Genomic DNA, 26299 nt, shown 5'->3' with positions numbered 1-26299 from the left:
CTATTCAGTATGATGTAACAAAATATGAGCCAATCTATTAATCATAAGAAAGGACAAAAGGTTGTCTATTCGGGATAAATAATAATCAACTGGATGCGTTACATTGTCATCGCTTTGTCAGCATTAGGTGCGATTATTATCAGCACCTAATGATGATTAAATGACCTATTCACAACAGTGAAAACGGGCCGAAAGCTAGTGGCCAATCGCCATTTCATCGAGCGCCAAGAACACATTTTCGTCTAGATGTCCTTCGTGCACTTGTTTGCACACTTTACGACGCACCGCCAAACCTGAAATCAGGCGTTCGATAGAAAGATGTCGATTACTGTTGCTATCACGGTCGTTGTACAGCTCAATCAGCTTACTCAATGTTTCGTAAGGGATAACGTCTTCTCCTACTCTCAACCAATCAAGCTTCTCAATGAGCTCTGAGCACTCTTCTTTGATTGAGGCATGTGAGTGCCCTGTCATAGCAGATAAAGCCGTTATACTGCGTTCTAGAGCCTCTGCAGAGGTATATTTAGAGAGCGTTATCATGATCTCGTCAGCATTGATCTCAACAGAGTGCTTACGTTGCTTCACTCGACGCCCTAATTTGCCTCTTGGCGACGGTGCTTTGCGCTGAATGGGTTCAAACTCACCATCGATAATCTCAGACAGCTCTTCCAGCTTCTGCTTAGACACCATCTCGTTGCGAAGTGGGTTTGGCAGCGTTGGTGCCATGTTACGTTTACCGGCGTTGGTGGTGCGTGCTCTTGAGTAACGCAGTACTTCTTCCACGTTACATTTGATATCAACTTGATAATCGGTCGTTTTGCCTTTTTCGATCAACGCGGTGATCGTCAAGTGATAACCCCAAAGGTTAACCAGGAAGGTATCTTCTTGATCTCCGACTTCGCCCAACTTTCTCAGTTCACGGATCAGATCCATCGAAAAACGACGCCAATCGATGTTACGAGCCAACTTCTGATTCAGTTCGCTCAGCAACATACAATCTGAATGACGACGTGCCATACGGCTTCTGAAGTACGAATACATTTGGAAAACCAAGGTATGTTGCTTCAGGATTTCTGGCGGGAACAGGAAGAAATAATCACGAGTCAGGAGCTCTTCGTAGAACGAAGGTTCCCAAACGAGGATGTATAGGTTCGGTTTAATGCGAATTTCGCCGTCAGAGCCCTCTGTAGGCGCTTCTTCCGATGCTGTAATGGTTCTCGCTAAGAATCGGAAACGATCACTCTTAAAGCCTTCTGGCATGTTCTCACTAAGCCAGCGGCCAGTAAGCTCATGCAGCTGAAAATCCGTAAACTCGATACGATCAATACTGTCGCGGATCGAGTCACGAGCAGGGCCACTGTCTTTCTTGCCACGCAAAGACAAAATGTCAGTGATGTAGAGTGGTGTTTTGTTCGGTGTGTGTTTCGCGTCTAGGTGGTAATCATCTTGGTGATGATCATGATACTGAACGGTTAGCGTGAACAACGCGAAAAGTGTCATCAGATCATCCACCGTCATAATATTTTTAGACGATCTTGTCTCGATCACCGCGCGAGTACCCGAGATCGAAACCATTGATTTCTGGTAGCTCTTGCGCGTTCTTGGTGGCGCTAACGCTTGATCAATAATGCCCGCCCAATTGGTTGGCGAAACAATGAATTGATCCGCTTCGTCTTTCATCGTTGGGGGGGTATTAAGACCATGCTCATTCAGTAAACGTTTGTTTACTTTGGTTTGAGCGAGGGCTTTAGAACGCTTTTGCTTTTCGTTTTGCTTTACGCTTTCTGTGACTAAGCTGGTGGCACCCAGTACCGATATCAATTGGTTTGGGTTAACAAAGCGATGCAGCATGGTTTTACCTGCAAGGCCTTCTTCAAAACGAACGGGGATTTGTTTGAAAAGACCGATATTTACCGCTGCTCTCAGCCTTTGTTGCAAGGCTGCGCGAGTGACTTGGCCATCGGTTGATTCGATAATCTCAGTGGTTGAAACGTATCCGTCTTTGCTGCTAAACCCACGAAGTGAAATTAGGTTAAGAAGCTCAACTATGCTTTTGGTGACACCTTTGAAGTGTTGATATTGTTCTATCCATTCAACGGCTGTTTCAGATACCTCAAATAAATGACCATCTTTGTGGCTTCGTGCCTTAATTAACAATTTCTCTTCTGGTTTCATTTTTGATCCGTATCACACTAACCGTAATTTCACTATAGTTCCTGAATGATAAAGAAAGAATGATCATAAATAAAGAGAATTTATTGGCTTTTAAATAACTGATCTTTTTGATTAATATGATCTTAAATGATTAAGTGATCTAATGATCTGGACGTAAGTTTGCTTTTAAGTTGCTGAATTTAAAGTATTAAAAAAAATCCGCTTGGAAAGCATGATCATAAATAGTCCGAAACTATGATCATTAAACCTAAGAAAGCATGATCACAGAGCGTCAGAACGATGATCATTAAGTCATTGTAAGCATGATCATTATTGGTTCGAAAGCATGATCATTATACTTGTACAGCTTATCCACAGTCCATAATCCAACATGATTCGTTAAGTCACTTGTAACTCGTCAATGTGGATAGTTTTAATGGCTTATCTACGGAACAATGATCAAGTAAGTGCCCTTTTCTATCGTTCCTACCCTATTACGTACAAAATTTGTTCTGAAGCCGGTGTTAACGGCTGGCTTGAGTGTCATTAAAGCGGGCCTGCATTACTTTGGAAGCATGATCATGAAATTGTCATGTTTCTGTATTCTGAGTCTGTGCAGATTGAATTTCCAAGCAATGAGGCCTTATAGGCCTTGAATCCCCATTGCAAAAGCATTTGTCCGTAAGTTAGCTGTTAAATTATATGCTTCCGGAACGATATTTACTTGATCATTTTTCCGGAAGTTGATCATTTCGAACAGTCACTCATGCGGATCGATATTGATGAGTTTACACCTTGATCATGCTTCATAATACCGCCTTATCAATTCTCTTACGCATGATGTATCCCATGATCATTCTTCCGTGTTAGGTTCAACTCTCTTTTATCTAGGTGACGCTTCATCTTGTCGTGGTTTTGTATTTGCGATGCTATTTTTGGTTTTCTATTATTTCTTGGTTGAAAAGCTCACAATTTCGAATGCAAATCACACGAACCGTAATCTATGCTTGTATTTCAATCGTTCCGAAGGTTTTTTGCTGAAATTGCATTTACATTGTAAATAAGTGATGCTGTAACATTTAAAATGTAAGGCAGAAATAGCATGGTTGTGCATGATAAAAACGGTCACTTTTTGTGTTTGTCTTAGTCGTTGTTTCATCAAACTGTAAAAATACAGTCTATTTTATGTGATTTTACTCATAAATGTATGTTCATGTTTTTGTTGTGTTTGTTGTTAATCGCTGTACAATTTGTACTTAGTTAATCATTACGGAAACTGGCAATGAAAAGAGAACAAACGATTGATAAGCTCTATCAGCTGGCCGAACAAACTCAACAAGTTCAGGCTGACCGAATTGAGATTATTCTGGAAGAGCGAAGTGATGAACATTTCCCTCCAATGTCTAAAGCTATGATGGAGACTCGTTCAGGCTTAACTCGTCGAAAATTGGATGAGGCAATTACCAAGCTTGAAGCGGATGGTCACCAGTTTACAAAGAACAACGCCAATCATTACTCGATTTCATTGACTGAAGCTCACATGCTGATGGACGCGGCGGAAGTGCCAAAGTTCCACCAACGCAAACAGCACGTAGACAACAAACCTTGGATTATCAACGTACAAAACCAGAAGGGTGGTACAGGTAAATCAATGACGGCGGTTCACCTAGCGGCTTGTTTGTCTCTGAATTTAGACAAGCGCTACCGTATCTGTCTGATTGACTTGGATCCACAAGGTTCATTACGTCTGTTCTTAAACCCACAAATCAGTGGTGCAGAGCACGACAGTATCTATTCTGCCGTCGATATCATGTTGGACAATGTGCCTGAAGGCCAAGATGTTGACCTAGAGTTTCTTCGCAAAAATGTACTCTTGCCAACTCAGTATCCGAACCTAAAGACAATCTCTGCATTCCCAGAGGATGCGATGTTTAACGCTGAAGCGTGGCAAAGCCTCTCTCAAGATCAGTCACTTGATATCGTTCGTCTTCTTAAAGAGAAGCTTATCGACAAAATCGCCGATGACTTTGATGTGATTATGATTGATACCGGGCCGCACGTAGACCCTCTAGTGTGGAATGCAATGTACGCGTCGAACGCTCTTCTGATTCCATGTGCTGCAAAGCGTTTGGACTGGGCTTCAACGGTTAACTTCTTCCAACACTTACCAACCGTGTACGAGATGTTTCCGGACGATTGGAAAGGGCTTGAGTTTGTTCGCCTGATGCCAACCATGTTTGAAGATGACAACAAGAAGCAGGTTTCCGTTCTCACTGAAATGAACTACCTGCTGAATGACCAAGTGATGATGGCGACGATTCCAAGAAGCCGTGCTTTTGAAACTTGTGCCGATACCTACAGCACGGTTTTCGACCTCACGGTTAGCGACTTCGAAGGTGGTAAGAAAACTCTAGCTGTCGCTCAAGACGCAGTACAAAAAAGTGCTCTAGAATTAGAGCGTGTATTACACAGCAACTGGCCTTCACTTAATCAGGGATAACAAGAATGGCAATTAAAACATCTGACTTAAATGCAAAGCTATTTGGTAAAGCAAACAAACGTCGCGTAGCAACGCCTCAAGAAGCGCAAACAGCTGCTAAAGAACAGGCTCAAGTGATTGAACTTTCAGTTGCGGGCGAAGAGTTGGTTTCATTTGAATTGGTTCGAATTCCTGCTTCTGAAGTGGCGACTCGAACGGTTGTTTTTGAAGAGAATGCGCGTGAGCAATCTTTCCTAAATGAACATGCGCTTTCTGACGTACTGACGACGTTAAAAGAACGCGGCCAGCAATACCCAGCGGTTGGTCGTAAAAACAAAGACGGTAAGATTGAAGTTCTTGATGGTAGCCGTCGTCGTATGTCATGTATTTTGGCCGACAAAGAGTTCCTTATCTATGTTGCTGAAAACATTAACGGCGACCATGCTAAGTTCTTATCTGATGTTGCAAACGCTCACAAACCACTTTCTCTGTATGAGAAGGGCAAAGAGATGCAAGCGAAGCTAGATAAAGGCGAAGCTGAAGATCAAAAAGCACTCGCGAAAATGTTCCAGTGCAGCGAAGCTTTGGTAAGTGGCGCATTGAAAGCGGCCGCTTTGCCACTTGAATTGCTACAAGCTTACCCAAATGTGAGCGACCTTGGTCGTCCAACGATTGTTAAACTACACAAACAATTTGGTGGCCTAACGAGCGAACAACAACAAACACTACTGACTAAGTGTGATGCTTCCGAGGGTTTTGTATGGCAGCGTAGTGAAGCTCAAGGCGTAACTCGCTTGACCAAAGACGTGACTGAAACCTTAGAAGGTTGGATTCTTGAACTGGCACCTGCGCCAGCTAAGAAAGCGTCTCCAAAAGTGGAACTAATTAAAGGCCGTGCTTCATACAGCCGTAAAGGTTCAAACTTGGCGTTAAATCTCAAGAAAGTTGATGATGCGACAATGGAAGAAATCCTGGCCTTCGTGCAATCGAAGTTCGATTAAATCGATAACTTTCCCTTACTACTCTAAAGCCGCTTTATGCGGCTTTTTATTTGGCTGTGATAAACTGTGTTTAGACGAATCTGGACACTAACTATGACAAACCCAACCAACATTTTTCTGCACACACTTTCTAATATCGCTCAGCATAACGATCACCGTTATGGCGTTGTCTTCGATGGCGATTTCGATTGGCAAAACTCCGCTGTTATAACCTTCCTTCAAGATGCAGATTATCAAACCGTTTTCCAGATTGGTGGTACTCCGTTTGAGGGGGCGATTCATGCACCAGTAAAAAAAGGCCAGCAACTTCTTGGCCGTGAATGCCAAGTTCTTGTGTGTGATTTTAGAGAGCAGTTCGATGCGAATGGTTTTAGCGCTGCGCTGGGTTCGTTAGTTGGTGGTGGCTTGTTGTTGGTGTTACCGCCAAAAGTTGATGACTCTGAAGATAGCGAATGCTTTGGGCAATCTTGGTTAAAGCTACATTTTGAAAAATTACTTTCTGTTTCGCAACGTGACGAACAGGCGGGTGTGGTTGAAGCGTTGAATTCGCTTCCTCAAATAACTAATCAAGACAACTCGACCGATCGATTTGAGCAGCAAAAAGATGCGATTGAGTTAGTTAAGAAAGTTGTTGCGGGACATCGAAAGCGCCCATTGATTTTGACTGCAGACAGAGGTCGAGGTAAAAGTTCCACTTTGGGTATTGCAGCTGCGCAGCTTTTGGCAGAGCGTGAGGGCTTAAACATTATTGTTACGTCTCCCTCTGTTAAAGCTATTGAGCCTGTATTTTCTCATGCGTTACAGCGACTCGATGAGTGTGAAGTCATTAACGCGACTCACATTGGTTATCAAGGTGGAAGTTTAAGGTTTGTCGCGCCTGATGAATTACTTAAATCTAAGCCTGATTGCGACCTGTTGTTGGTTGATGAAGCGGCCGTCATCCCAATCCCAATGCTTAAATCTATGGTCGGTAGTTATCACCGCATGGTTTTTTCAACCACAGTTCATGGTTACGAAGGCAGTGGACGAGGGTTTGGAATCAAATTTGAAGCTTGGCTTTCTGAACATCGCCCTGGATGGAAGGGCTACAAGCTTGAACAACCTATCCGTTGGAATAACAACGACCCACTAGAGCGTTGGCTATTTGATTGTTTCCTTCTTGGTGAAGATGCGTGCCCGAGTGAATCGGCGGTTAATGAGTCGGAAGAACTTCCTGATGGTGCACTCAACCTACTTAACTTGGTTGAGTTGTCAAAAGCAGACTGTTTGGTTAACCCCCAAAAACTTCAACAGTGTTTTTCTCTTTTAGTCGATGCTCATTATCAGACATCTCCTAATGATTTAATGCAGTTCCTCGATAACCCAGCTATTCATTTATTTGCCGCTTGGCAGCAAGACGAGTGTCTTGGTTGTATGTTGGTGACGGAGGAGGGCGGTTTAGATAAAGAGTTGATTGCACAAGTTCAAGTTGGAAAACGTCGTCCACAAGGTCACCTTGCGCCAGTTCTGTTAGCTAACCAGCTCGGGTCTGTTGAAGCTGCAACTAGCCGCTGTCTTCGAGTAATGCGTATTGCCGTCTCGACACGTCATCAAGGTTTAGGTATTGGCCGTTGGATGTTAGAGCAGTTATCTGGGCAAGTTGTACAAACAGAGCAAGTCGATTATTTTGCGACGAGCTTCGGTGCGACCAGTGATTTGATTTCTTTCTGGCGAGATAGTGAATTTGTGCCTGTTCATATTGGCCACCAGCGAGATCAGGCAAGCGGTTGTCATTCAGTGTTGATGGTTAAGTCGCTTAACCAAAACACGCAAAGTTGGATTAGCCAATTGCAACGTCACTTTGAGCACAGTTTCTGTTTTGTCGTTTCTGGTTCTTTGGCTTCTCTCGAAGTTGATATGGTGCGCGCATTATTGCCAACGCAAGTTGAATCTATGGCTGAGTCTGAAATCCAACTCATCAGGAATTATGTCGATGGTGGCAATAGTTACGACAGCATTGGTTTCAGTGTCTTGAATTTGATTTTGCAGAGTAATGGTCGTCAAGCTCACATAGCTGAATCTGACGCTATAACCGATACAGGTTTCGCTGTTTCAGACTTACTTATCGCGAAAGTTGTACAGCAGAAAGAGTGGGGGACTTGTGTCGAACAGTTTAATCTTGTTGGGCGAAAACAAGCCGAGATTCAATTCCGTCAAGACGTCGATTTCCTATTATCAAATTTACACTGTAAATAGGCAGTTTGGTTTCCCAACTCGTTTTCAGCGCTAATTAGATTTACAGTGTAAATTAGAATATTCGATTTACACTGTAAACTGAAACTCCACATCCAAATCCAGTTTTACCTTCATCATCGCTTTAATTGTCGCCCCACCATTTCTAGTTCGCTCTCTTAAAGACAGCCCTTAATCTTCTAAACCGATTCGTTGCTATCATATTGCTATCACACCTGTTCAACGTTCACTCGCATGGGAAATGCTGAAACTGTTCAGCTTAATATTTGTAAAGGTGAAGCGGATCATAAAATAGTTAAGTCTTATTTATGAGTCATGTTTGCAGAATCGAAAGTAAGTGATGTGACGCTGATTATTCTAATAATGTGATACTAAGCGCAGAATGAATTATATAGACTGAATAACAACTGAGTCATTAGGGATACTCAATTCGAATGTGGGATAACATCGTTACACTGTCGGAAGATAAGCAACAAGTGATGGCATGTCTGCCGTCGGGGTTTGTGGTCGACGCAAGCTTTGACAATAAGACTCTGCCACCAGCCTTAGAAGCTTTGAACGCATCTAGCTACTTTCTTTTTGAAGATGAGGTGCTGCGTTTTGTGACTCTTGCAAAAGAGGGCAAGGGGGAAGCTTATGAAGGAATCTTGATTGCAGAAGTTCGTAATGCCAGTGTCGCGGTCGAATTAACTGATGATGAGATGCTAGCAAGTCTAGTCGTCACAGGTCCATACAATGGACACCCGCTACGCGGTAGCGACATCATTCATTGTTTAGCACAAGCTCACATCACGAAAGGCATTAATAAGTTAGCACTCAGAAAAGTATTGATGATGAGTAGCAAACTTAAGCCTGGAGAAAAGTTTACGCAGCCTGTCGCCAAGGGAACACAACCCGTAAAAGGTAAAGACGCAAAGTTCGCTGCCTTGGTTGAAGACATTACTCGACAAGTTTTGAAACCTCGCAGTAAAGACGAAGGCAAGATTGATATGCGAGACTTGGGAGCAACCATTACCGTTGGTCAAAACGACCAGTTAATGAAACGCACTCCCGCGACTAAAGGCATTGCTGGCTTTACCGTCCAAGGTCGAATTATCCCGCCACTTCCTGGACAAGACAGTTTAATCAAGCCTGGCAAGGGCACCTACATTTCTCCTGATGACCCCAACTTGTTACTCGCCTCTTATCCCGGATTACCCATCATCAAAGATCGTACTATTGAAGTCGATGACGCTTTGTGTGTTAGCAATGTCGATGTATCCACCGGACACGTCAAATTCAAAGGTAATGTGTTTGTTTCTGGCAACATCGAACCGGGAATGATTGTGAAAGCGACTGGCAGTATTACGGTTGGTGGTTTTATTGAATCGGCCGAAGTTCAGGCTCAAGGTGATATCAAAGTCGCGAAAGGTATTATCGGCCACACCACCAAAGAGGGTGAGGTGAAAAGTTGTAAGGTATTCAGCAAAGGTTCTATCACCGCGAGCTACGCTCAAAATGCAGAATTGCAAACCGCCGGTGACATTCGACTTGGCGTGCACAGCATGAGTAACGACATTCGTTGTGGAAACAATCTTGTCGTGATGGATACCATGAAGAAACATGGCACGCTCAGTGGTGGCGAAGCCAAAGTCGGTGGAAAGGTCGAATGTGTGTTCTTAGGTGTCGAGGGAGACACGGCAACTAAGGTTCATGGTTTTGCTCGTTACGATGGATACCGACAGAAAATCGCTGAACTAAAGGAAACCTATAAACACACCCAAGAACAAACCATGGATGTGATTCGCCAAGAACTCGAATTTAAGAAGCGACCAAAAGCTGAGAGAAGCGAAGAGCAAGCGTTGGAAATTGAGCAGCAACGAGAAAAGAACAACCAAGCGATTGAAAACACCAAATCGCAATTGGACACACTAGAGGCGGAATTTGAAACCAACCTCGCCGAGTGCACAGTCGAGGCGCACGAAAAAGTGTACACCCGAGTGACGATTCAGTTTGGGGATGAAACAGTCACAACGAAACGAACCCACGGTGGAAGTGTTTTCTCATTCAACCAATATGAGATTCAATGTTCGTTTAAGATGGAACAAGAAGACATTGCTTTGTAGTTTGTATTGATAAGATAAAGCGATGCATGACCTAAGTGCCAAGACTAACAAATAAAAAAGGGGGAGCCAATGCTCCCCCTTTCTGGTTTCTATAATATTCGCTGTTTTGAGCCAACGGTTTAAGTTAGCTCACCGCTCTTACTTTACCTTGTTTGAGGTCTGACAGAACTTGCGCTTTCGGACCGTCGGCAATAATGCAGCCTTTCTCCATTACGATCACTCGGTCGACAATATCCAGCATCGACGTTTTGTGTGTGATCAGGATTAGCGTCTCGCTTGGAAGCAACTGGTTAAGCTGGTGCTTGATGTGCATCTCTGAGCGGTTATCCATAGCACTGGTCGGTTCATCCATTAACAACACTGGCGGACGGCCTAAGAAGGCTCTGGCAATTGCAATCGACTGACGCTGACCACCAGAAAGTAATGCACCGCCTTCACCGACTTGACGCTCTAAGCCCGCAGGATCTTGCTGAGTAAATGCAGTAACGCCCGCACGGTTAGCCGCATCCATCACATCACGATCATCTACTAAAGGACGACCAAGAGTGATGTTGTCTCTTACCGAACCGTAGAACAGATTACTGTCTTGCGGTACACAGCCTATATTGCGTCGTACGTCGACATGATGAAGTTGTTCCATGTCGGTGTCATCTATACGCACATGGCCCTCTGTGGGCTTGTACAGGCCCATAATCAGGCGTTCCAGTGTGGTTTTACCTGAACCGATACGTCCAATGATCGCCACTTTCTCTCCGGGTCTAATATGCAGAGTTAAATCTCTGATAGAAGCGACGGGTGAATCCGGATAATGGAAGGTCACTTTGTCGAGAGAGATATGGCCTTGGATAATAGGGCGGTGGATGTAGCGCTTACCTTCTTCCTGTTCATCCGGCATCGACATCACTTGCTCAATCAACGTCATCGATGATTTTGCTTGGTTGTAACGAGTAGAAAGCAGTGACAGCTGAACAAGAGGACCAATCGCTCGGCCACTCAACATGGTCGCAGCGATCAAGCCACCCATAGTAAGTTCACCTTCCGCAATTAAGTACACACCAAAAATGATCATACCCACGTTGGTACTTTGCTGAACAAAGCCTGCGGTGTTTTGGATGCTGTCGGTAATGCGGCGACTTTTGATATTCCAGTTCGCCATGTGAGCAACGGCTTCTTCCCAACGGAACTGGAATTGGCTTTGCGCACTGAACAGCTTAACTGTCTCTAAGCCAGCCAAACTCTCAATCAAGTTCGCGTACTTTTGAGAAGCAAGACGAGAGCCTTCCTCGATGGTACGACGCAGTGGGCCTTGGATTAATAGTGCGTAGACAATCAGCACAACTACACCAGCCACGGGAACAAACACAAGGTTTCCGGCCATTAACCAAATTAAGGCCAAGAACATCAGCGCGAAAGGCAAATCGATGAGCGAGCCAATGGTTGCCGAGGTAAAGAATTCACGAATGGACTCGAACTCTTGCAGGTTTTTCGCGAAAGCACCAACCGAAGCTGGCTTGGCTTCCATACGAATGCCCAGCACTTTGCTGAATAGTTTCGAGGAGATCAAGATATCGGATTTCTTACCTGCAACATCAATGAAGTAGCTTCGCATCAGCTTTAACAGCAGGTCGAACAGGAACACCACAAAGATACCACTCGCCAACACCCATAAGGTTTCAAATGCGAGGTTAGGGACGACTTTGTCGTATACCAAACGTGTAAACATTGGCGCTGCAATGGCGAAGATGTTGATCAGAATAGAGGCGATCAGCACATCACGATAGATGTTTTTAGATTCCCAAATCGTGCTCCAAAACCAGTGTCCTTTGCGAGTTTTGAGAACCTCAGGTGAGCGTTCGTCGTAACGGAACTGTTTCTTGACTAAGAAGTAGCGGCCGATGAACTGCTCTTTCAATTCGTCCATTGGAATAATGATTGGCACCATTCCGCTTTCAGCTGTGATGATTTCCGCTTCTTGTTTTTCTAAATCGATACTGTTGAGAACACATGCCTCACCTTGTTTTAGCAGTAAAACGGCAGGCAGAATCAGGTGTGGGATGTTATCTAAGTTGGAACGGTTTTCTTTTGCTACTAATCCCGCACGCTCGGCTGAGCGTGGGAATAGGAAAGGGGTTAGCTTTCCATCGGTTAGTGGCAACCCATTGATCAACGCTTCGGGCGAGTTAGCTAACCCGTAATACCGGCTAACGTAGATCAGTGAGTTCAATAGTGGATCTTGCATGCGATATAACCCTTACAACTATTTATCAACAATGAAGCCTTGGAACACTTCTACGTAGTTATCAGATAGGATATCTAGCTGAGTTTGAGTTTCTATTCGAGACGCGATGGTCGTTACGCCAAGGTTATGAGCCGTTCGTGAGATCGACGTTAGGGTAAATTTCTGTTTTTCGTCATCAAGGTTATGTGTGAATAGGTAATCCAGCTTCACATAGCTTGGTCGGTACTCGTTGATGTAATCCAGTGATTGGAAGTTACGTCCGTAGTTGTCGACACCAAACACCGCTTCTGCGTTGCGAATGGTGTTACACAATAGCGCCGTGTAGTGCGGAACGTTGATGAAACAGTTTTCTGGAATCTCAAAATGCAGCAGGTGAGCGACAGAGGTGTTTTGCTCAAGTGTTTTGCCAATCCAGCGGATGAAGCTTGGTTGAGAAATACTGCTTGGTGAGATATTGATAGCAATTGGGCTAGTTACTTCATTCGTATTAAGCTTTTCAATCATCTTCTCGATAACGTATTGGTCGAGAATGTGGCTCATTTCAAGCTGCTCTAGCGCGTATAGGTATTGGTTCGCACCGTAACGCACACCGTCTTTCTCAATCGCAGAGAACACCTCTTGGTGGTACGTTTTACCAAAGGCGTTGTTTGCAGCCTGAAGACGGAAAGTGACTAGGTCGTTGATGATCGCTTCTTCAACCAACATACGCCATTGCTGTTTACCCATTACCGCGCCGTGGTCGTCAGCGGTTACGTAGCCGTAAGCAAGCTCGCGGTTCGCCTTAGCGCTTGAAAGTGCGTTATCCACCAGCGACATGATTTCGGTACTGGTTTTACGCTTGTTGCTGTAGGTAACACCCAGTGCAATGTGTGGATTCGCCATACCTGTTGGATCTGAACCTAGGCTTTGAATGCAATTTACGATGCTGCTCGCGACAAGTTTAAGTTCGCTTTCGTCAATGTTTGGCATGATAAAGCCAAACTCATCGCTAGAGATACGTGCGATGGTGATGTCTGGCGATGAAATAGAGGCCTGTAATTGCTCTGCCAATTGGTGAACTAGAGTATCACCTTCTTGATAGCCTTTTTCATCGTATTCTTCGCTAATAAACTCGGCTTTGAGTACGGCTAAACCACCTAAGCTTGATTCTTCTAACCACTGAGTTAATTGAGACATGTAGTAAGCGCGGTTACCTAGTTGAGATACAGGGTCGATATACGCTCTTTCACGCAGCTTCTGAGCTTCTTTTGCTTGGTTTTTAAATGCCAATTCCACTTGAGTCGACATGTGGTTAATGCCATCGACCACTAAGATCAGATCTTTTGTTTTCGGGCGAACCAGAGGCTCACCAAATTGATTCTTAGCGATCTGATCCATTTTGGTAATGATCAATGCTAATGGACGCAGTGCTCGCTTAAGGATCCATGAAATCGACACCAAACCCAGTAGGAAGATCGATCCAAAGATGGTCAGCAGACGTGTGAATGCTTGCCAAAGTTGATCATAAGCCGGGCCCGGGTGACTGACGATCTCAACCTCTGCTAGCTGCATCCAACCACTGGTGATCACACGGCGGTCATGAACGGGCTCAAACAGATTAAGGTTGGTAAACCACTGTGGTACGCCTGTTGATTTAACAGGGTATGAGCGGAGAATATCCTCGCCGCTGTCTAGGAAAATCAATCGAACGACGGAATAAGAACTGCCATCAAACAGGGCGTTGATAACAGACTCCACCGCCACCTTGTCCTTTTCTTCGAGGTAAGGGGCGAGAGCCAGTCCAACAGTATTAATGGTATTACTTACCTCAGAGCGTTGTTGCTCCTCTAAGTATCCACGGGTGGTATTGAATTCGATCATAAAAACTGACGTCATCAGCAGTATGAACACCGCAACCATCCCGACCACAAGCTGTTTATATAAAGTCATTGTACCTACTCATCGTAATTGATAATGGGTTTGTTTAATTTTAGAGAGCGCTCACGGGAACGTAAGTCGTTCCATAAGCTCAATCTTGAAGATTTCCCTGCTAGCTTACCGCTGCCTGCTGCCGACTTGATTAACCAAAGATTTTTACCATTGAAACTGTAAATTGGTCGTAGGTCTGGGCGTTTGGAGCCACGTTTTATTTCAGGGTTTAAGTTGTCTAAAATTAGTGGCTCTGCACTGGGTGTTGAGTAGTACGCCAACACCATGTGGAATTGGTTCAACTCAAGTGCTTTTACGTACACTAATCGTAATTTCTTATCTGGGACGCCAAGCTCGAGCAAAGAGAAGTATTTTGCGATAGTGAAGTCTTCACAGTCGCCAGCATTACTGCCCAGAAACTCCAGTGGTGTCGCCCAATAGTCGTTCTTTCCCCACAGAATGGTGTCGTCGACAAAGTACATCTGGTTGAAGAATTGGTTTACCGACCTGAGTTTCTCTTTCTCACTTAGTCCGTCGTAAGACGTCATATTTGAACGCCATGTTGCCACTCGTTTTCCTGCTCTGTCACCGTAGGTTTTGGTGACCGCATCTATCCATCGTTGATCGCTCTTGTTGAGCGCAACAGAGGTAAAAGAGGTGAGGACCAGCAGCAACAGCGAAATCCGAGACTTCATAGCCTCTGCTCTTGTCTGTTTGCTGCGTATTGAAAGGCGTTGTTAAACATCAAACGTCCTTACTCTTTTAGTGCGTTGTTTTGAGCACTTAATATTGGCTTCAACATGTACTCAAGCACGGTTCTTTTACCCGTGATGATGTCGACAGAGGCCGTCATTCCCGGAATGATTGGCAGTTCTTCGTTTTTACCAAAATTGTGTTTTTCGGTGCGTACTCGCACGATGTAGAAGCTGTTGCCTTCTTCATCTTGGGTGGTATCGGCGCTGATGTGCTCTAACACACCTTCTAAACCACCATATTTGGTGAAGTCGTAAGCACTGAATTTAACGATGGCTGTCAGTTCTGGGCGCAGGAACGCGATGTCTTGAGGAGCGATTTTCGCTTCGACCAATAGAGAATCTTCAGTCGGTACAATCTCCACGATGTCCATACCCGGTTGGATAACACCGCCTACGGTATTAATGCCAAGCGTTTTAACGGTTCCGGTTACAGGAGAAACCACGACAGTACGGTTTACTCTGTCTTCTAGGCCAACGGCCGATTCGGTCAGTGCAGAGAGCTTGTCTTGTGCTTGATTGAGCTTTTCTTGTTGTTCTGATCGGAAGTTCAACGCAGCATCAATACGGCTGAGCATGGATTCTTTGATGGCTGAACGTAGGAGAGGGACTTTGAGTTCGCTTGAGGTCATTTCTCGGCGAGTGTCATTCACTTGTCTTTGGAGCTTTAGTAACTCAATGCGTGGTACCACACCTTCATCGGCAAGGGGCTTGGTGATATCCAGTTCTTGGCGAGCAAATTGGTAGCTCTGTTTTAGGTTGCGGACACGTGCTTTAATTTCGACAAGGTCTTGTTGTTTCTGCTCAACCTGTTGATCAAAAACGGAAAGTTGGTTTTTTAGGTTATTAAGGTCTTGGCGGTATTCTGCTTTTTGACGATTAACCAGTTGAGGTTGAAGCTCGTAGAACTTAGGTGGGAAGGCGAGCTTGCCGTAATCGAGAGTGACACTTTTCTTCCACTCTTTTTCTGAAAAATCTTCGTTAATAACGACACTGGTTAATGAAGCAGAGAGCATCAACACGTTGGCGGTTAAGTTGGCGACCTGTTGTTCACGCTCACGGAAGTCTGAACGGAATCGAGTATCATCGATCAACAGCAGTTGCTGGCCTTTTTGAACTTGTTGACCTTCTTTAACTAAGATCTCTTTAACTAGACCACCCTCAAGGTTTTGCACCACTTGGATTTGGGAAGAGGGGATGACCTTGCCTTGACCAACGGTGACTTTGTCTATTTCAGCCCAAGCGGACCACCCAATAGCAGCAATAAAAAACAGAACGATCACCCACAACATAATACGCGCACTAGTAGGCGTATTGAGGAGCAGCGCCGCGGTTTTATCGTCGACGTACTCTAGTTCGGTTTCGTTCAATTTGCTGAAATTCTTCTGGCTCATAACAGTCCTTGTTTGCTAAATAAAAGTGCAAGCCTATTGAGTGTATTCTTACTTTTGATAAATGTTAAGATTTTGCTCCTTTAAATCTTTGAATTTATATATTTTTTAGATTCTATCAATTTTTGAAATCCGTTTTATCGAGTTGATGCTTTCTTAGCTTGTCATAGAGCGTTTTTCGCGATACTTGCAGCTCTTGCTGTACGTCTTTTAAGCGTCCTTGATGGCGGTGTAGTGCCTCGATCAAGATAATCTGCTCAAAGCTATCGGTACGTTGGCTTAATGATTGTTGTTGCTCTTCAATACTTACATCAAGTTGGTTTTCGTCGTTTTGCTCATGTTCATCGTTGTCGAGTGACGGTTGCTTCACTTGCGTCAGCACTCTGAGTTCGGCATGTTGGCGAAGCTGGCGAATGTTTTCACTCCAATGAGTGGTGATCAGCCGTTGAATCTCTTTCTCTGTAATGACTGGTGGTGGCAACTGATAGCGACTTGCCGCACCACGAGCATAATGTTTGAACAAAGAGCCTATATCTTCCGTTCTTTGCGCCAAGGGTAGTAAATTAAAACGGCGCAGTTCACCTGTAATTGTAGTAGGAACTACTGTAGTTGCGATAATGATACAAGTTGCATTGGTCTTGCATGAGTTTTCACGAAGTAGAGTGGGTTTTAGATCGGCTAACCATAGCCATTGCTGCGAAGTTAACGCTTCTGTTTCATGGATATAGAGTGTTCCACCCTGATGTTTGTGGAATAACTGCAGAACAAATTGATCAAATGTCGCTTGGTCACTACGAGGTAAATTGAACGCCGCGATTGGGCAAAGCTCTGCGGTTGAGTGGCTATGCAGATCGTGTGTGTACTGAGCGGTGATTCGTTTTCCCGTGCCGATATCGCCAACAAACAACAACAGTGGATTTTGTTTGCAGTCTAATGTGATTAGTTCACGGCGTAATGTCTGCATCGATGGAGATTGGCCAATTAATTTGGGGCCAACCTGATTCTGCATAGCGAGCTCTTTTCTTAATAGGTTGTTCTCTTCTACCAAGGCGAGCTTGTCGGCTGCTTTTTTGACTGCCGTTAATAGGGCATCGACCACAAACGGTTTTTCTAGAAAATCATAGGCGCCAGCCTTCATCGCGGACACCGCAGTTTGCACATCGCCATGCCCGGTCAGCACTATGATTTGAAAGTTAGGATTCTGGCTCAGCAACTTCTGGGTAAATTGAATGCCGTCCATTACGGGCATGTGGATGTCGGTAATCACGATGCCTGCTTGTGCGACGTCTATCTGCTTGAGCGCCTCAACGGCATTAGGGAAGCAGACAATGTCGATGCCTTCAATCAGCATGGCTTGTTCTACCGAGTCTCGGATAGCGGGTTCATCGTCGACAAAATAGAGTTTGGGCATAGAGTGCAAAAGCTGTGTCCTTAGCTGTATGTGAGATTAGCGGTAATGTGAAATTCGTTTTTTCGTTAACAATAACAACGCTGCGTTAGTCGTTAACTTTGTATAACGGAATATTGAGCGAGAATACCATGCCTGTCGGCTCCAACAGGGTTGCACTGATCGAGCCGTGATACGCTTCAATAATCCGCTTCGATATAGAGAGTCCAAGCCCTAAGCCTTCAGGCTTGGTGGTGAAAAACGGGTCAAAAAGTTGTTCAAGCTTGTCGGCAGACATACCAATTCCGTTATCCCAAATGATCACCTGACACATGTCTTCATGCAGTTGCCATTCAACGCCTATCTGCGGAATAGCTTGTTGGGCTGCTGTTAGTTGAACGGTTGTTTGTTGGAGCGAGTTTTGTTGAAGATACAGAGCTTGCTGATCGATGGCTTGCTGCTGAAGTGCTTGAGTCGCGTTGTGAATCAGATTCACCAGCACTTGTTCGAGCTCGGTCGGGTGAATCGCGATATTAATGTCATCCGGTACCGTGCTTAGTCTGAGCGTGATGCCTTGCTTGATCATCAGTGCGCTGAGAATACTGGTGGCGTTGTTGATCGCTTGATGTAGATTCGCCACATGATGTTCCTGTTTGGTCACCTTACGAGTGAACACCTTAAGGCGGGCGATGATCTCGGTAATCGAGGTGTTTAACGCGATCATTTTGCCTAGGTTACTTTTTACCAAATCGGTTCGATCCATCTCAAGCAGTTTTAAGCTGTTCTCGCTGTAGGTTCTGAGTGCGGCAAGAGGTTGGTTGATTTCATGGTTAATGCTGGCTGATAGCTCACCCAGAACGGCTAATTTGGCGGTTTGGGTTAGCTCTTGTTCCGTTTGTTTCAACTTCAATTGCGATTCTTGGTACTGAAAGATGGTTTGCTGAAGCTGCTGATTCGATTGCTTCAGATATTGGGTGCGCTTATCTACCGTTTGTTCTAGGTTTTGGTTGAGTCGGGTCAATGCCACTTTTGCTACGTAGGTTTGGCGCCATGACCAAGCAATCAGCATTACTAAGCTATAAATAACAACAAAGGTGATGTCGATCTGCATCACCTTAAGCAACTCAGCCTTGGTCTCTTTTAAAGCCACCACTTGATATTGATTGTTACTGATGGCTGCGGGGTAAAGATTAAAAGCCCCAAGCTTGAATAACTGGTTGGCGGTGAGTTCTTTTCGAATGTCATTGGACTGAAGGTGGTTAGTCTGACTGGCGTTGTTAGCTTCTGGCTGAGAGTTTGAAGAGCGAAAGGCTTCAATGATCGAAATTTCACTCTGACCGTATTGGCGTTGAAGTGCGATATCTGTTTGTTGTTGCTGAGTTAATGGCAACAAGGAATGATAAAGCCAAGATGCTTGGCTTGAAAGAAACACCACTTGGTTCGAGTCGAGTACTACGATCTCAAAATCGTCGCTAGTCAGTATGTTCTCTAGGTTTTCTAAGCTGACTTTTACGGTGATAACTCCGACGATTTCCTCGTCGATATACAGAGGCGAAGACAGAAAATAACCTCGTACGTCCGAGCGAGCACCTAGCGCGACATATTGGGTTTTGTTGCCTCTAATTGCAGAAGCAAAGTAGGGACGAAACGAGAAGTTTTCGCCTACAAAGGTTCGAGGCTTTTGATAGTTACTTGAGGCTACGACAGTGCCACTCGGGTCGTGGATATAGATGGTGTCCGCTTGGCTTTGTCCCGACCATTCGAATAACAAGTTATTGAGCTGCGCCGCGGAGATCTTGTCTGCTTGTGGTGATGTGTCGAAGTAAGAGAGTAAGCGCGGATCGTGGCTGAGCAGATCGGGGATCTGCTTGAATTTATCCAACTCAGAATCGATTTGTAGATTCGCTTTATTGGCCGCTTCGTTGAGTTGTTGAGTGACGATTTTTTCTTGAAATTGTACAGCCAAAAAGTGTGTTGCGGTTAGCCCTGCTGCTCCCAGTAGCAAAGATAATAAAACGAAGGGCGTCATTAGGTTAGGCAGTATTTTGGTCACTGGGATCTCAGCTTGTCATCGGTTTGTATAAAGATTATCAATATGATGGAGAGAGTACCGAGATCTTGTTAACACAGAGCACCTTCTATGAGACAAAACCAAGGCTTAGACTTGTGTTTCAAAGGATTACGGCGCAAAATCACAAAAAAATTAAAAGGAGCAACTAAATGGAACTGACAGATATTCGTCGCGAATACGCTAAGGGTGGATTGAGACGTAAAGACTTGGCCGCAGACCCGATTGAGCAATTCAATCTATGGCTAGAGCAAGCCATCGAAGCTAAGTTGACTGACCCTACTGCCATGACAGTTGCTACGGTTGATGAAAATGGTCAGCCATTCCAACGCATTGTTCTACTGAAGAATGTGGACAAAGACGGTTTTGTTTTTTACACCAACTTAGGCAGCCGTAAAGCGCATCAACTTGAGCACAATAGCAAAATCAGCCTACATTTCCCTTGGCACCCTCTTGAGCGCCAAGTTCATATCACGGGTACGGCTGAAAAGCTGACTGCGATGGAAAACATGAAGTACTTTTCGTCACGTCCAAAAGAGAGCCAGTTAGCTGCTATTGCAAGTAAGCAAAGTAGCCGCATCTCTGCACGTGGTATCTTGGAAGGTAAATATTTAGAGCTGAAACAGAAGTTTGCGAAAGGTGAGATCCCTGTGCCTTCTTTCTGGGGCGGTTTCCGTGTGCGTGTTGATAGCATTGAATTCTGGCAAGGTGGCGAGCACCGCTTGCATGATCGCTTCTTGTTCTCACGCCAAGACAACAGCTGGGATATTGATCGTCTAGCACCTTAGTTCTAGCCAGTTGCACCAATCAAAAAATACCGTTGATTTTGTGTTTACTCACATTAACGGTATTTTTTCGTCTGTACTTTCATCTGGATGCGAGCTTACAGAACAGTCAATCAGTCGCTGTGTAGAACCACCGAGATCTGTTTTTTGAGCAGGGTTTCGGGAATCACAGAGCCTAATCCTGAATCTAGCGCATACTCGATTAACTGGCTTTTACTGCGCGCATCAAACTTCTGCTTCAACCTTGCGACATGGCCTTCGACGGTCTTGATTGAAATATTCAACGTCAGCGCAATGTACTGGGGTTTCTTACCGAAGAGCAATAAGAACAACACTTCTGATTCTCTTGCTGTCAGCTTCTTTTGCAGTTTCGATACTCGCGGTTTTGATCCGGCAATCGATGCCTGATTGTCTTTCGCGCACGTCGCCTGACATACCCAATGACCTACCTCTAAAATCGCCGTGTCTGTTAGTTCTTGGCCATAGAAAATCGTGCCTTGCACTTTGTCTTCGTCATCAAGCCAAGGAGTTTTGGTAAAGATGTGTGCGTGCCAGCGGCCGTCAGGGTAGGGGTGAATATCGAGGATCTTGAGCGTGCTGCGTGTGTCCATCACATGCTTGTCTTGAGCTCTGAAATCTTGAGCGCATTCGATGGTTTGGCTCGGCATGTCGAAATCGGTCAAGCCAGTGCACGTCTCGCCCGGTTTTAAGCCGATCAGTTGGTTGTAAGCTAGGTTTGCATATACGAAGACCGAGTCAGTATCTTTGCATCCCCAGCAGCCTGGAAGTTGTTCAAATAAAGAACGATGTATGGATTTTATTGGATCTGGCAAGGTTTTATCTCGTAATCAGAAGTATAACGATGATATCAGTTTCTTATAGCGCTGCAATGGTAATTAGAGGCCAAAATCGGCGACGGAATTTGGGGTTGAATATCCGTTAAACGGATTGCTGATGAACTGCTTCAATCACGGGGAATAGATAAACAAAAAGGGTGATAAACAGGCAAAAAAAAGCCAGCCTGAAGAGGGGCTGGCCAAAGACAAGATATGCCTTGTCGACATGTAGAAGATTTTCAGTTTAATTCACGAGGGTCATGCAAATTAAACCGAGGCATCAGTTAGATACCCAGAGTGACTTACTACTCTATCGACGAATCTACTCCTAGGAATGCTAATGCATAAGGGGGGAATTCCCCTATAAACGCTGCTCAATGTGAGAATTGAGAACCTAGAGTAAATATTTTAAAACTTCAGCAAGTAATGGAGAGCTTACAGCTCTCGCAATACTCGGAATCCTAGGTAGTTGGCTGCGGTTGAAGGTGCAACGTTCAGTTCGTTATACACTTTCGCTTCTTCTGGAGAGAAGCTCCAAGCTCCACCCTTCGCTAAGCCTTTTTGAGTGGTTGTCCATTCCCATACGTTACCCACCATGTCGTAGAAACCAGTAGGCGTTGGTAAGAATGATTTAACCGGAGATGTGCTGACGTTTGACCAAGGTGTGCCTGCCCAACCTGTATTGGCTTTGCCAGAGCGGAATTCGTTGCCCCACCAGAAGTTGGTGTCTTGGCCCGCTCTTGCTGCTGCTTCCCATTCTTGTGGTGTTGGTAAGCGGTAGGTAAAGCCTGTGTTGTCAGATAACCAACGCGTGTATGCCTTGGCATCGTTTTGGCTCACACAAACCACTGGAGCGTTATTCGCTTGCTTAAAGCCAGGGCTCTGCCAGTCGGTGTCAGAAACAGTCGTGATCTCGGCATTGACGAAGGTGTCGCAGGTGTTCATCAGTTCTGCGTCTGTCTGGTAGCCAGTGCTTTCGACGAATGCTTTAAAATCTTGAACACGAGTCGGAGTAGCGGCCAATGCGAAAGGTTGTTTGATGGTCACTTGCTTGGCATTGTTTTCACCAAGTAGGTCGCGACCCGATCCAACCACAATCATTTCGGGGCTCTGAATGTCGTTACCCATAGGGTCGGCAAACTTAGTACCGACATTCAGTGAATTCTGTTTGGCTTGTAGTACGGCTCTAAGGTTGTGATCGCGAGCGATTTTTAGCTCTTGGTGGAAAGAAAGATAGCCTTCTTTCTCGATCGTCACCATGTGTTGGCCGGTTGGCAGCATGATTTCAACTGGCGTGCTGCCATAGTTCACGCCGTTAATCGACACCTTATCGTTGTACTGGTTTGAACGAACCACCAAGTTAACCCAAGCGACTTCTTTCTGCTGGTCGTTGGCTTGTTGATCGCTCTGCGTAAAACAGTTTGATGACTGAATACCCAACAGGCGACAAGGCGTGTTTTTATTTGGACGAGTTTCTAGATTTGCAGCAATCACCGCTCGGTAACGGTTATCTTCAGAGAAGCCTGAGGATTTCACCTTGTGCTGCAGAACGTGAATGTTCAGTGAAGCAGACGCCAAGTGCTCTTTCACTGTTTTCGATTCAGTCGCGTTGTCGACAAGGCTGTGTTGGAACTGTTTTACCGCCTTTTGCAGTGCCAAGGTCACTGTTTGATCAGAACACTGCGCCAGTGTCATGTCGTTGCTACAACGGTTAGTGAAGCTGACGGTTTGTTCTTCCGTCTGAGTGATCTCGTTTCTTAGTCGCTCGGCTCTTGCTCTTAGCTTATCTTGATTCAGGTTTGCGATTGAAGCTTCTGCGGCTGCTTTCTCCGCTTGAATCGCTTCTAGCTCCATCATCAAGCCTTGTTGCTTCTGCTCAGAGTCTGAAATTGCAAGCTTGCCCTCTTTGACTACCTTCCAAGCGTCTTGAAAGCGGTTTTGAGCTGGCGAGATATCGAAATCGGGCTCATCAATCATGCGCGTATAGTCTTGCTCTAGGTTTGCTTTCGCCGTCGCGAGTTTTTGTTCTGCTTCCGCAGATTGTTTAGCTAGACGGGTAGTTTGCTGTGCTTGATTGTCGACTTGGTTTTGCTTGTCCGCCAGTTTTTTCTCAACAGCCGTTAGGTCGGCGTGTTTCTCGAAAAGTGAGCTTTCAATATCGGTGACAGATGACGCTATCGCTGGTGGCGTTGCCTCAGCAAAAACAGCTGGCGTCATTAAGCAGGGAGCAAGTGCAAATAATAGAGTAGGAAGACCTTGGCGCATGATGGGCTACTTCAATCGTAATTTAGGTTAATCGAATATTCTAAACGAGAACGCCATTTCATCTGCTGCTGTTGTTTACAACGACTTTACAAGGTTATAAAGACCATACAGTTTATAACTATCAACAAAATGGCGAGTGTTCATTCAGCTTTGCGAAATAGGCACGGCTATCTGATATAGAGCTAAGTGTTTATATCGGCTTAGCTCTATATAGAAAGGGTGTTTAGCTTTCTTTGCTAGGAAGAAGCTTAACCCAAATAGTGTCGCTGCCGTTGACGGTAACTGTGCGGTTGTAAGACTCGTAACCTTGTTTTGAAATGGTTACTTGGTGACGACCGCTTGGTAGCGCAACCTCAAGAGGCGTGCTGCCGTACTTGATGCCGTTGATAGTCACTGAATCATTGTATTGATCAGAACGTACCGTCACGTTAGCCCACTGTTTGTCACTCTTTTTAACAACCGCTGCGTTGCTGCCTGTTAAACAGTAGCGCGTTGAAACGTTCAATAGGTTACACGCTGCAACCGCTTCTGGTTTTGCTTGAAGCTGAGCTTGCATCTGCATGAAGTAAGAGTTATTACCAGAGAAGCCGCTCTTGATTGCTTGGCTGTCTTGAACGTGGATGTTCAGTTGAACGCCTTGTAAGTTTTGCTTCGCTAGTGTGCTTTCTGTGAGCTGCTCAAGTAATTGGCTCTTGAACGTTTGTACGGCTTTTTGGTTGGTCAGGTGTTTACCCTGCGCAGTACACTCACCCAGTGTCATTGTTGATGAACATGTGGTGGTGTAGCTGGTTTCAAGAACCGCACTTTCACGCAGTTCCGTTGCAATACGTTTTACGCGAGCTTCAACTTTTGACTCTCTCAAGTTTGCCAGCTCATTATTCAGGCGAGCTTGCTTTTGCTTGATTTGAGAAAGGTGAATTTCACCCTCGTTCATCGCTTGTTGATTGTCTAGTTGAGCAGATTGATTTTCTTTAACCGCAGCCCACGCATCTTGGTAACTTTTCTGGAAAGAGACCAGATCCGTTTCTGGATCTTCAAGTAAGCGACTGTACTGTTTGTCTAGTACAGACTTGGCTCTGTTACGTTTTGCCTTAAGTTCTTCACCTTCGCGCAACAACTTACTGTTTTTGTTTTGTAGTTGTTTTAGGTTCTCAGTCGCGGATACTTTGGTTGCTGAAATACGCTCAATATCTGAGTTTTTCTCTGTTAGCTTTGCATCGATAGCTGAAACGGGATCGACTTGATTCAGTTCTTCAGCGGATACCGATGCAGATACCCAAAGTGGGGATAGCGCGAGTAAAAGCGCTGAAATTCGAAAGTTAGTCATAGGTCCCTGCAACTTGTAGATTGAAATTGGCTCGTTAATAAAGTGTCTACTTCCTAGTTGTGAGTCACTAGTTATTAGCAATTAACACAGTACCCGTCTTTATACCGTTTTATTGCTATCCAATCTACTCAAAAGCCAAGTTTCGGTACTTCGGATACACTTTTTACAGGTTTAAAGCAAAATATTTGAGCTAAATAAGAAAATATTACCGTTATTGTGCGGTGATTACGTTCTCATTTATGAGTCACTTTGACGTGTTGGTATGAGTGGGCGTGAAGCCTCTAAACTCACCGGAACGATTGATTTTACAATGCCCGTAGTTTATACACTCTTGATCATCTTTCCGGAGGCATGATCAAGACGATCGCAGTGATGATCTTTCCTTTGAGGTTAGGAAATGACTCTCATGATCATTTACAAATTCATCTTGTGCAGATTTCAGAGTATTATTCTTACTATGTTGACCTGAGTACTTTGCTGTCATGCCAAAACCTTTACCCTTTCCAAACCTAGACTTGTCTCCGCTAGGCCTTACTGGCCCTCGTCCCGCAGAGATCATTACTTTGCCATCACATATGGATTGCCACGAGCACCATTATTCGCAGGTGGTGATTGGTCTAAAAGGTCAGGCGGAATTTGAAGTCAGCGGTAAGGGCAATCTTGTCGGCCCCGGCCAAGGATGTGTGGTGACCGCAAGCTCTGATCATGCTTTCGGTGGCGTGGTTGGTCAGTCGGATATTCTGGTGCTTAACATGCCTGTACCGAGTGACGACGACCCGCTGATGTTAGAGAAGATTAACCAGCTTGAGTCATCAAACGTCTATTTCCAATTAGACGCGCAAATTCAAAAGCTTATCCATATGTTGGTGCAAGAGATGCAGGCAAGCCCTGATGATCTACTATTAAGCCGTGCCTGTAATGATACGGTGATCGCACTGATGCAAAGGCACATCTCGGCTTTTGAAACCTCAATCAAAGATTCGCGTTTCGATCTTGAAGCGCTGGATCGCTACATTGAGCAACACCTCGCGAATAAGATCTCAGTCGCGCAGCTAGCTGGCAGTGTGTTCTTGGGTGAAAGCCAGTTCCACATGCTATTCAAAGAGCAAATGGGTATTACCCCTCACCAGTATGTATTAGGTAAGCGTATCGACCGCTCTCGTCGCTTGATCGAACAAGGTAATCTGAGCCTTGGTCAGGTTGCAGAACTTGCTGGTTTCTCCGGTCAATCCTCCTTTACTCACACCTTTTCACGCCTTCAAGGCATGTCACCATCCCAATACAAAAAGAAAATTTCTGTTAAATAGTGAAACAAAACGGCATATTATTTTAAAGTTTCATATGTGACGTTGTGTTTGTTTTGTTAATAA

16 protein-coding genes are annotated in these 26299 nt (G+C 44.9%); 6 read left to right on the top strand and 10 right to left on the bottom strand.

Annotated elements, in window-relative coordinates:
* Positions 1-195 precede the first annotated feature (195 nt).
* Positions 196-2175 carry a DUF3346 domain-containing protein gene (locus tag L0992_21105; GenBank protein XGB68901.1) on the bottom strand — a complete coding sequence of 660 codons (1980 nt, stop codon included), beginning with the start codon at positions 2173-2175 and terminating at the stop codon, positions 196-198.
* A 1261-nt stretch (positions 2176-3436) separates the two neighbouring features.
* Between L0992_21105 and L0992_21100 the strand changes: the two genes are divergently transcribed.
* The 4 genes from L0992_21100 to L0992_21085 all read left to right on the top strand — a co-directional run bounded on the left by L0992_21100 (position 3437) and on the right by L0992_21085 (position 9971).
* Positions 3437-4654 carry an AAA family ATPase gene (locus tag L0992_21100; GenBank protein XGB68900.1) on the top strand — a complete coding sequence of 406 codons (1218 nt, stop codon included), beginning with the start codon at positions 3437-3439 and terminating at the stop codon, positions 4652-4654.
* Between the two features lie 5 nt (positions 4655-4659).
* Positions 4660-5634, top strand: coding sequence for a ParB/RepB/Spo0J family partition protein (locus L0992_21095; protein ID XGB68899.1), 975 nt, complete (start codon positions 4660-4662; stop codon positions 5632-5634).
* Between the two features lie 93 nt (positions 5635-5727).
* On the top strand, positions 5728-7869 hold the full coding sequence (locus L0992_21090; GenBank protein XGB68898.1) for a GNAT family N-acetyltransferase: 2142 nt from the start codon (positions 5728-5730) through the stop codon (positions 7867-7869).
* Between the two features lie 431 nt (positions 7870-8300).
* Positions 8301-9971, top strand: coding sequence for a FapA family protein (locus L0992_21085; GenBank protein XGB68897.1), 1671 nt, complete (start codon positions 8301-8303; stop codon positions 9969-9971).
* Between the two features lie 124 nt (positions 9972-10095).
* Here the strand turns inward: L0992_21085 and L0992_21080 are convergent, their stop codons facing one another.
* The 6 genes from L0992_21080 to L0992_21055 form a co-directional block, all read right to left on the bottom strand.
* A complete protein-coding gene (locus L0992_21080) occupies positions 10096-12210 on the bottom strand; it encodes a type I secretion system permease/ATPase (protein ID XGB68896.1) in 2115 nt (704 codons plus the stop codon).
* A gap of 18 nt (positions 12211-12228) precedes the next feature.
* Positions 12229-14139 (bottom strand): EAL domain-containing protein, encoded by a 1911-nt coding sequence (locus L0992_21075; GenBank protein ID XGB68895.1) that lies wholly within the window; start codon positions 14137-14139, stop codon positions 12229-12231.
* Positions 14140-14144: 5 nt separating this feature from the next.
* Positions 14145-14813 carry a transglutaminase-like cysteine peptidase gene (locus L0992_21070; GenBank protein ID XGB68894.1) on the bottom strand — a complete coding sequence of 223 codons (669 nt, stop codon included), beginning with the start codon at positions 14811-14813 and terminating at the stop codon, positions 14145-14147.
* 59 nt (positions 14814-14872) lie between these two features.
* A complete protein-coding gene (locus tag L0992_21065) occupies positions 14873-16264 on the bottom strand; it encodes an HlyD family type I secretion periplasmic adaptor subunit (protein XGB68893.1) in 1392 nt (463 codons plus the stop codon).
* A 115-nt stretch (positions 16265-16379) separates the two neighbouring features.
* Entirely contained in the window at positions 16380-17672 is a 1293-nt protein-coding gene (locus tag L0992_21060; protein ID XGB70396.1) for a response regulator, read from the bottom strand.
* An 85-nt stretch (positions 17673-17757) separates the two neighbouring features.
* Positions 17758-19701, bottom strand: coding sequence for an ATP-binding protein (locus L0992_21055; protein ID XGB68892.1), 1944 nt, complete (start codon positions 19699-19701; stop codon positions 17758-17760).
* 167 nt (positions 19702-19868) lie between these two features.
* On the opposite strand from L0992_21055, the gene pdxH reads away from it, so the two are divergent.
* A complete protein-coding gene (pdxH, locus tag L0992_21050) occupies positions 19869-20504 on the top strand; it encodes a pyridoxamine 5'-phosphate oxidase (GenBank protein ID XGB68891.1) in 636 nt (211 codons plus the stop codon).
* A 110-nt stretch (positions 20505-20614) separates the two neighbouring features.
* Here the strand turns inward: pdxH and L0992_21045 are convergent, their stop codons facing one another.
* The 3 genes from L0992_21045 to L0992_21035 all read right to left on the bottom strand — a co-directional run bounded on the left by L0992_21045 (position 20615) and on the right by L0992_21035 (position 24929).
* Positions 20615-21334 (bottom strand): helix-turn-helix transcriptional regulator, encoded by a 720-nt coding sequence (locus L0992_21045; GenBank protein XGB68890.1) that lies wholly within the window; start codon positions 21332-21334, stop codon positions 20615-20617.
* A 438-nt stretch (positions 21335-21772) separates the two neighbouring features.
* Positions 21773-23602, bottom strand: coding sequence for an SUMF1/EgtB/PvdO family nonheme iron enzyme (locus L0992_21040; protein XGB68889.1), 1830 nt, complete (start codon positions 23600-23602; stop codon positions 21773-21775).
* Positions 23603-23825: 223 nt separating this feature from the next.
* On the bottom strand, positions 23826-24929 hold the full coding sequence (locus tag L0992_21035; protein XGB68888.1) for a PEGA domain-containing protein: 1104 nt from the start codon (positions 24927-24929) through the stop codon (positions 23826-23828).
* Between the two features lie 482 nt (positions 24930-25411).
* Between L0992_21035 and L0992_21030 the strand changes: the two genes are divergently transcribed.
* Entirely contained in the window at positions 25412-26236 is an 825-nt protein-coding gene (locus tag L0992_21030; protein XGB68887.1) for an AraC family transcriptional regulator, read from the top strand.
* The last annotated feature ends 63 nt before the right edge of the window (positions 26237-26299 follow it).

Origin of the sequence: Vibrio pomeroyi, assembly GCA_041879425.1 — a bacterium.
Lineage (GTDB): Bacteria > Pseudomonadota > Gammaproteobacteria > Enterobacterales > Vibrionaceae > Vibrio > Vibrio pomeroyi_A.
Note: the sequence above shows the minus strand (reverse complement) of the source record. Positions and strands in the feature narration are given on the sequence as shown.

Coding starts and splice junctions, on each gene's coding strand:
- L0992_21040 (XGB68889.1), bottom strand. CDS start 23,602: ATGCGCCAAGGTCTTCCTACTCTATTATTTGCACTTGCTCCCTGCTTA.
- pdxH (XGB68891.1), top strand. CDS start 19,869: ATGGAACTGACAGATATTCGTCGCGAATACGCTAAGGGTGGATTGAGA.
- L0992_21105 (XGB68901.1), bottom strand. CDS start 2,175: ATGAAACCAGAAGAGAAATTGTTAATTAAGGCACGAAGCCACAAAGAT.
- L0992_21085 (XGB68897.1), top strand. CDS start 8,301: ATGTGGGATAACATCGTTACACTGTCGGAAGATAAGCAACAAGTGATG.
- L0992_21060 (XGB70396.1), bottom strand. CDS start 17,672: ATGCCCAAACTCTATTTTGTCGACGATGAACCCGCTATCCGAGACTCG.
- L0992_21065 (XGB68893.1), bottom strand. CDS start 16,264: ATGAGCCAGAAGAATTTCAGCAAATTGAACGAAACCGAACTAGAGTAC.
- L0992_21100 (XGB68900.1), top strand. CDS start 3,437: ATGAAAAGAGAACAAACGATTGATAAGCTCTATCAGCTGGCCGAACAA.
- L0992_21080 (XGB68896.1), bottom strand. CDS start 12,210: ATGCAAGATCCACTATTGAACTCACTGATCTACGTTAGCCGGTATTAC.
- L0992_21075 (XGB68895.1), bottom strand. CDS start 14,139: ATGACTTTATATAAACAGCTTGTGGTCGGGATGGTTGCGGTGTTCATA.
- L0992_21035 (XGB68888.1), bottom strand. CDS start 24,929: ATGACTAACTTTCGAATTTCAGCGCTTTTACTCGCGCTATCCCCACTT.
- L0992_21070 (XGB68894.1), bottom strand. CDS start 14,813: ATGAAGTCTCGGATTTCGCTGTTGCTGCTGGTCCTCACCTCTTTTACC.
- L0992_21095 (XGB68899.1), top strand. CDS start 4,660: ATGGCAATTAAAACATCTGACTTAAATGCAAAGCTATTTGGTAAAGCA.
- L0992_21090 (XGB68898.1), top strand. CDS start 5,728: ATGACAAACCCAACCAACATTTTTCTGCACACACTTTCTAATATCGCT.
- L0992_21030 (XGB68887.1), top strand. CDS start 25,412: ATGCCAAAACCTTTACCCTTTCCAAACCTAGACTTGTCTCCGCTAGGC.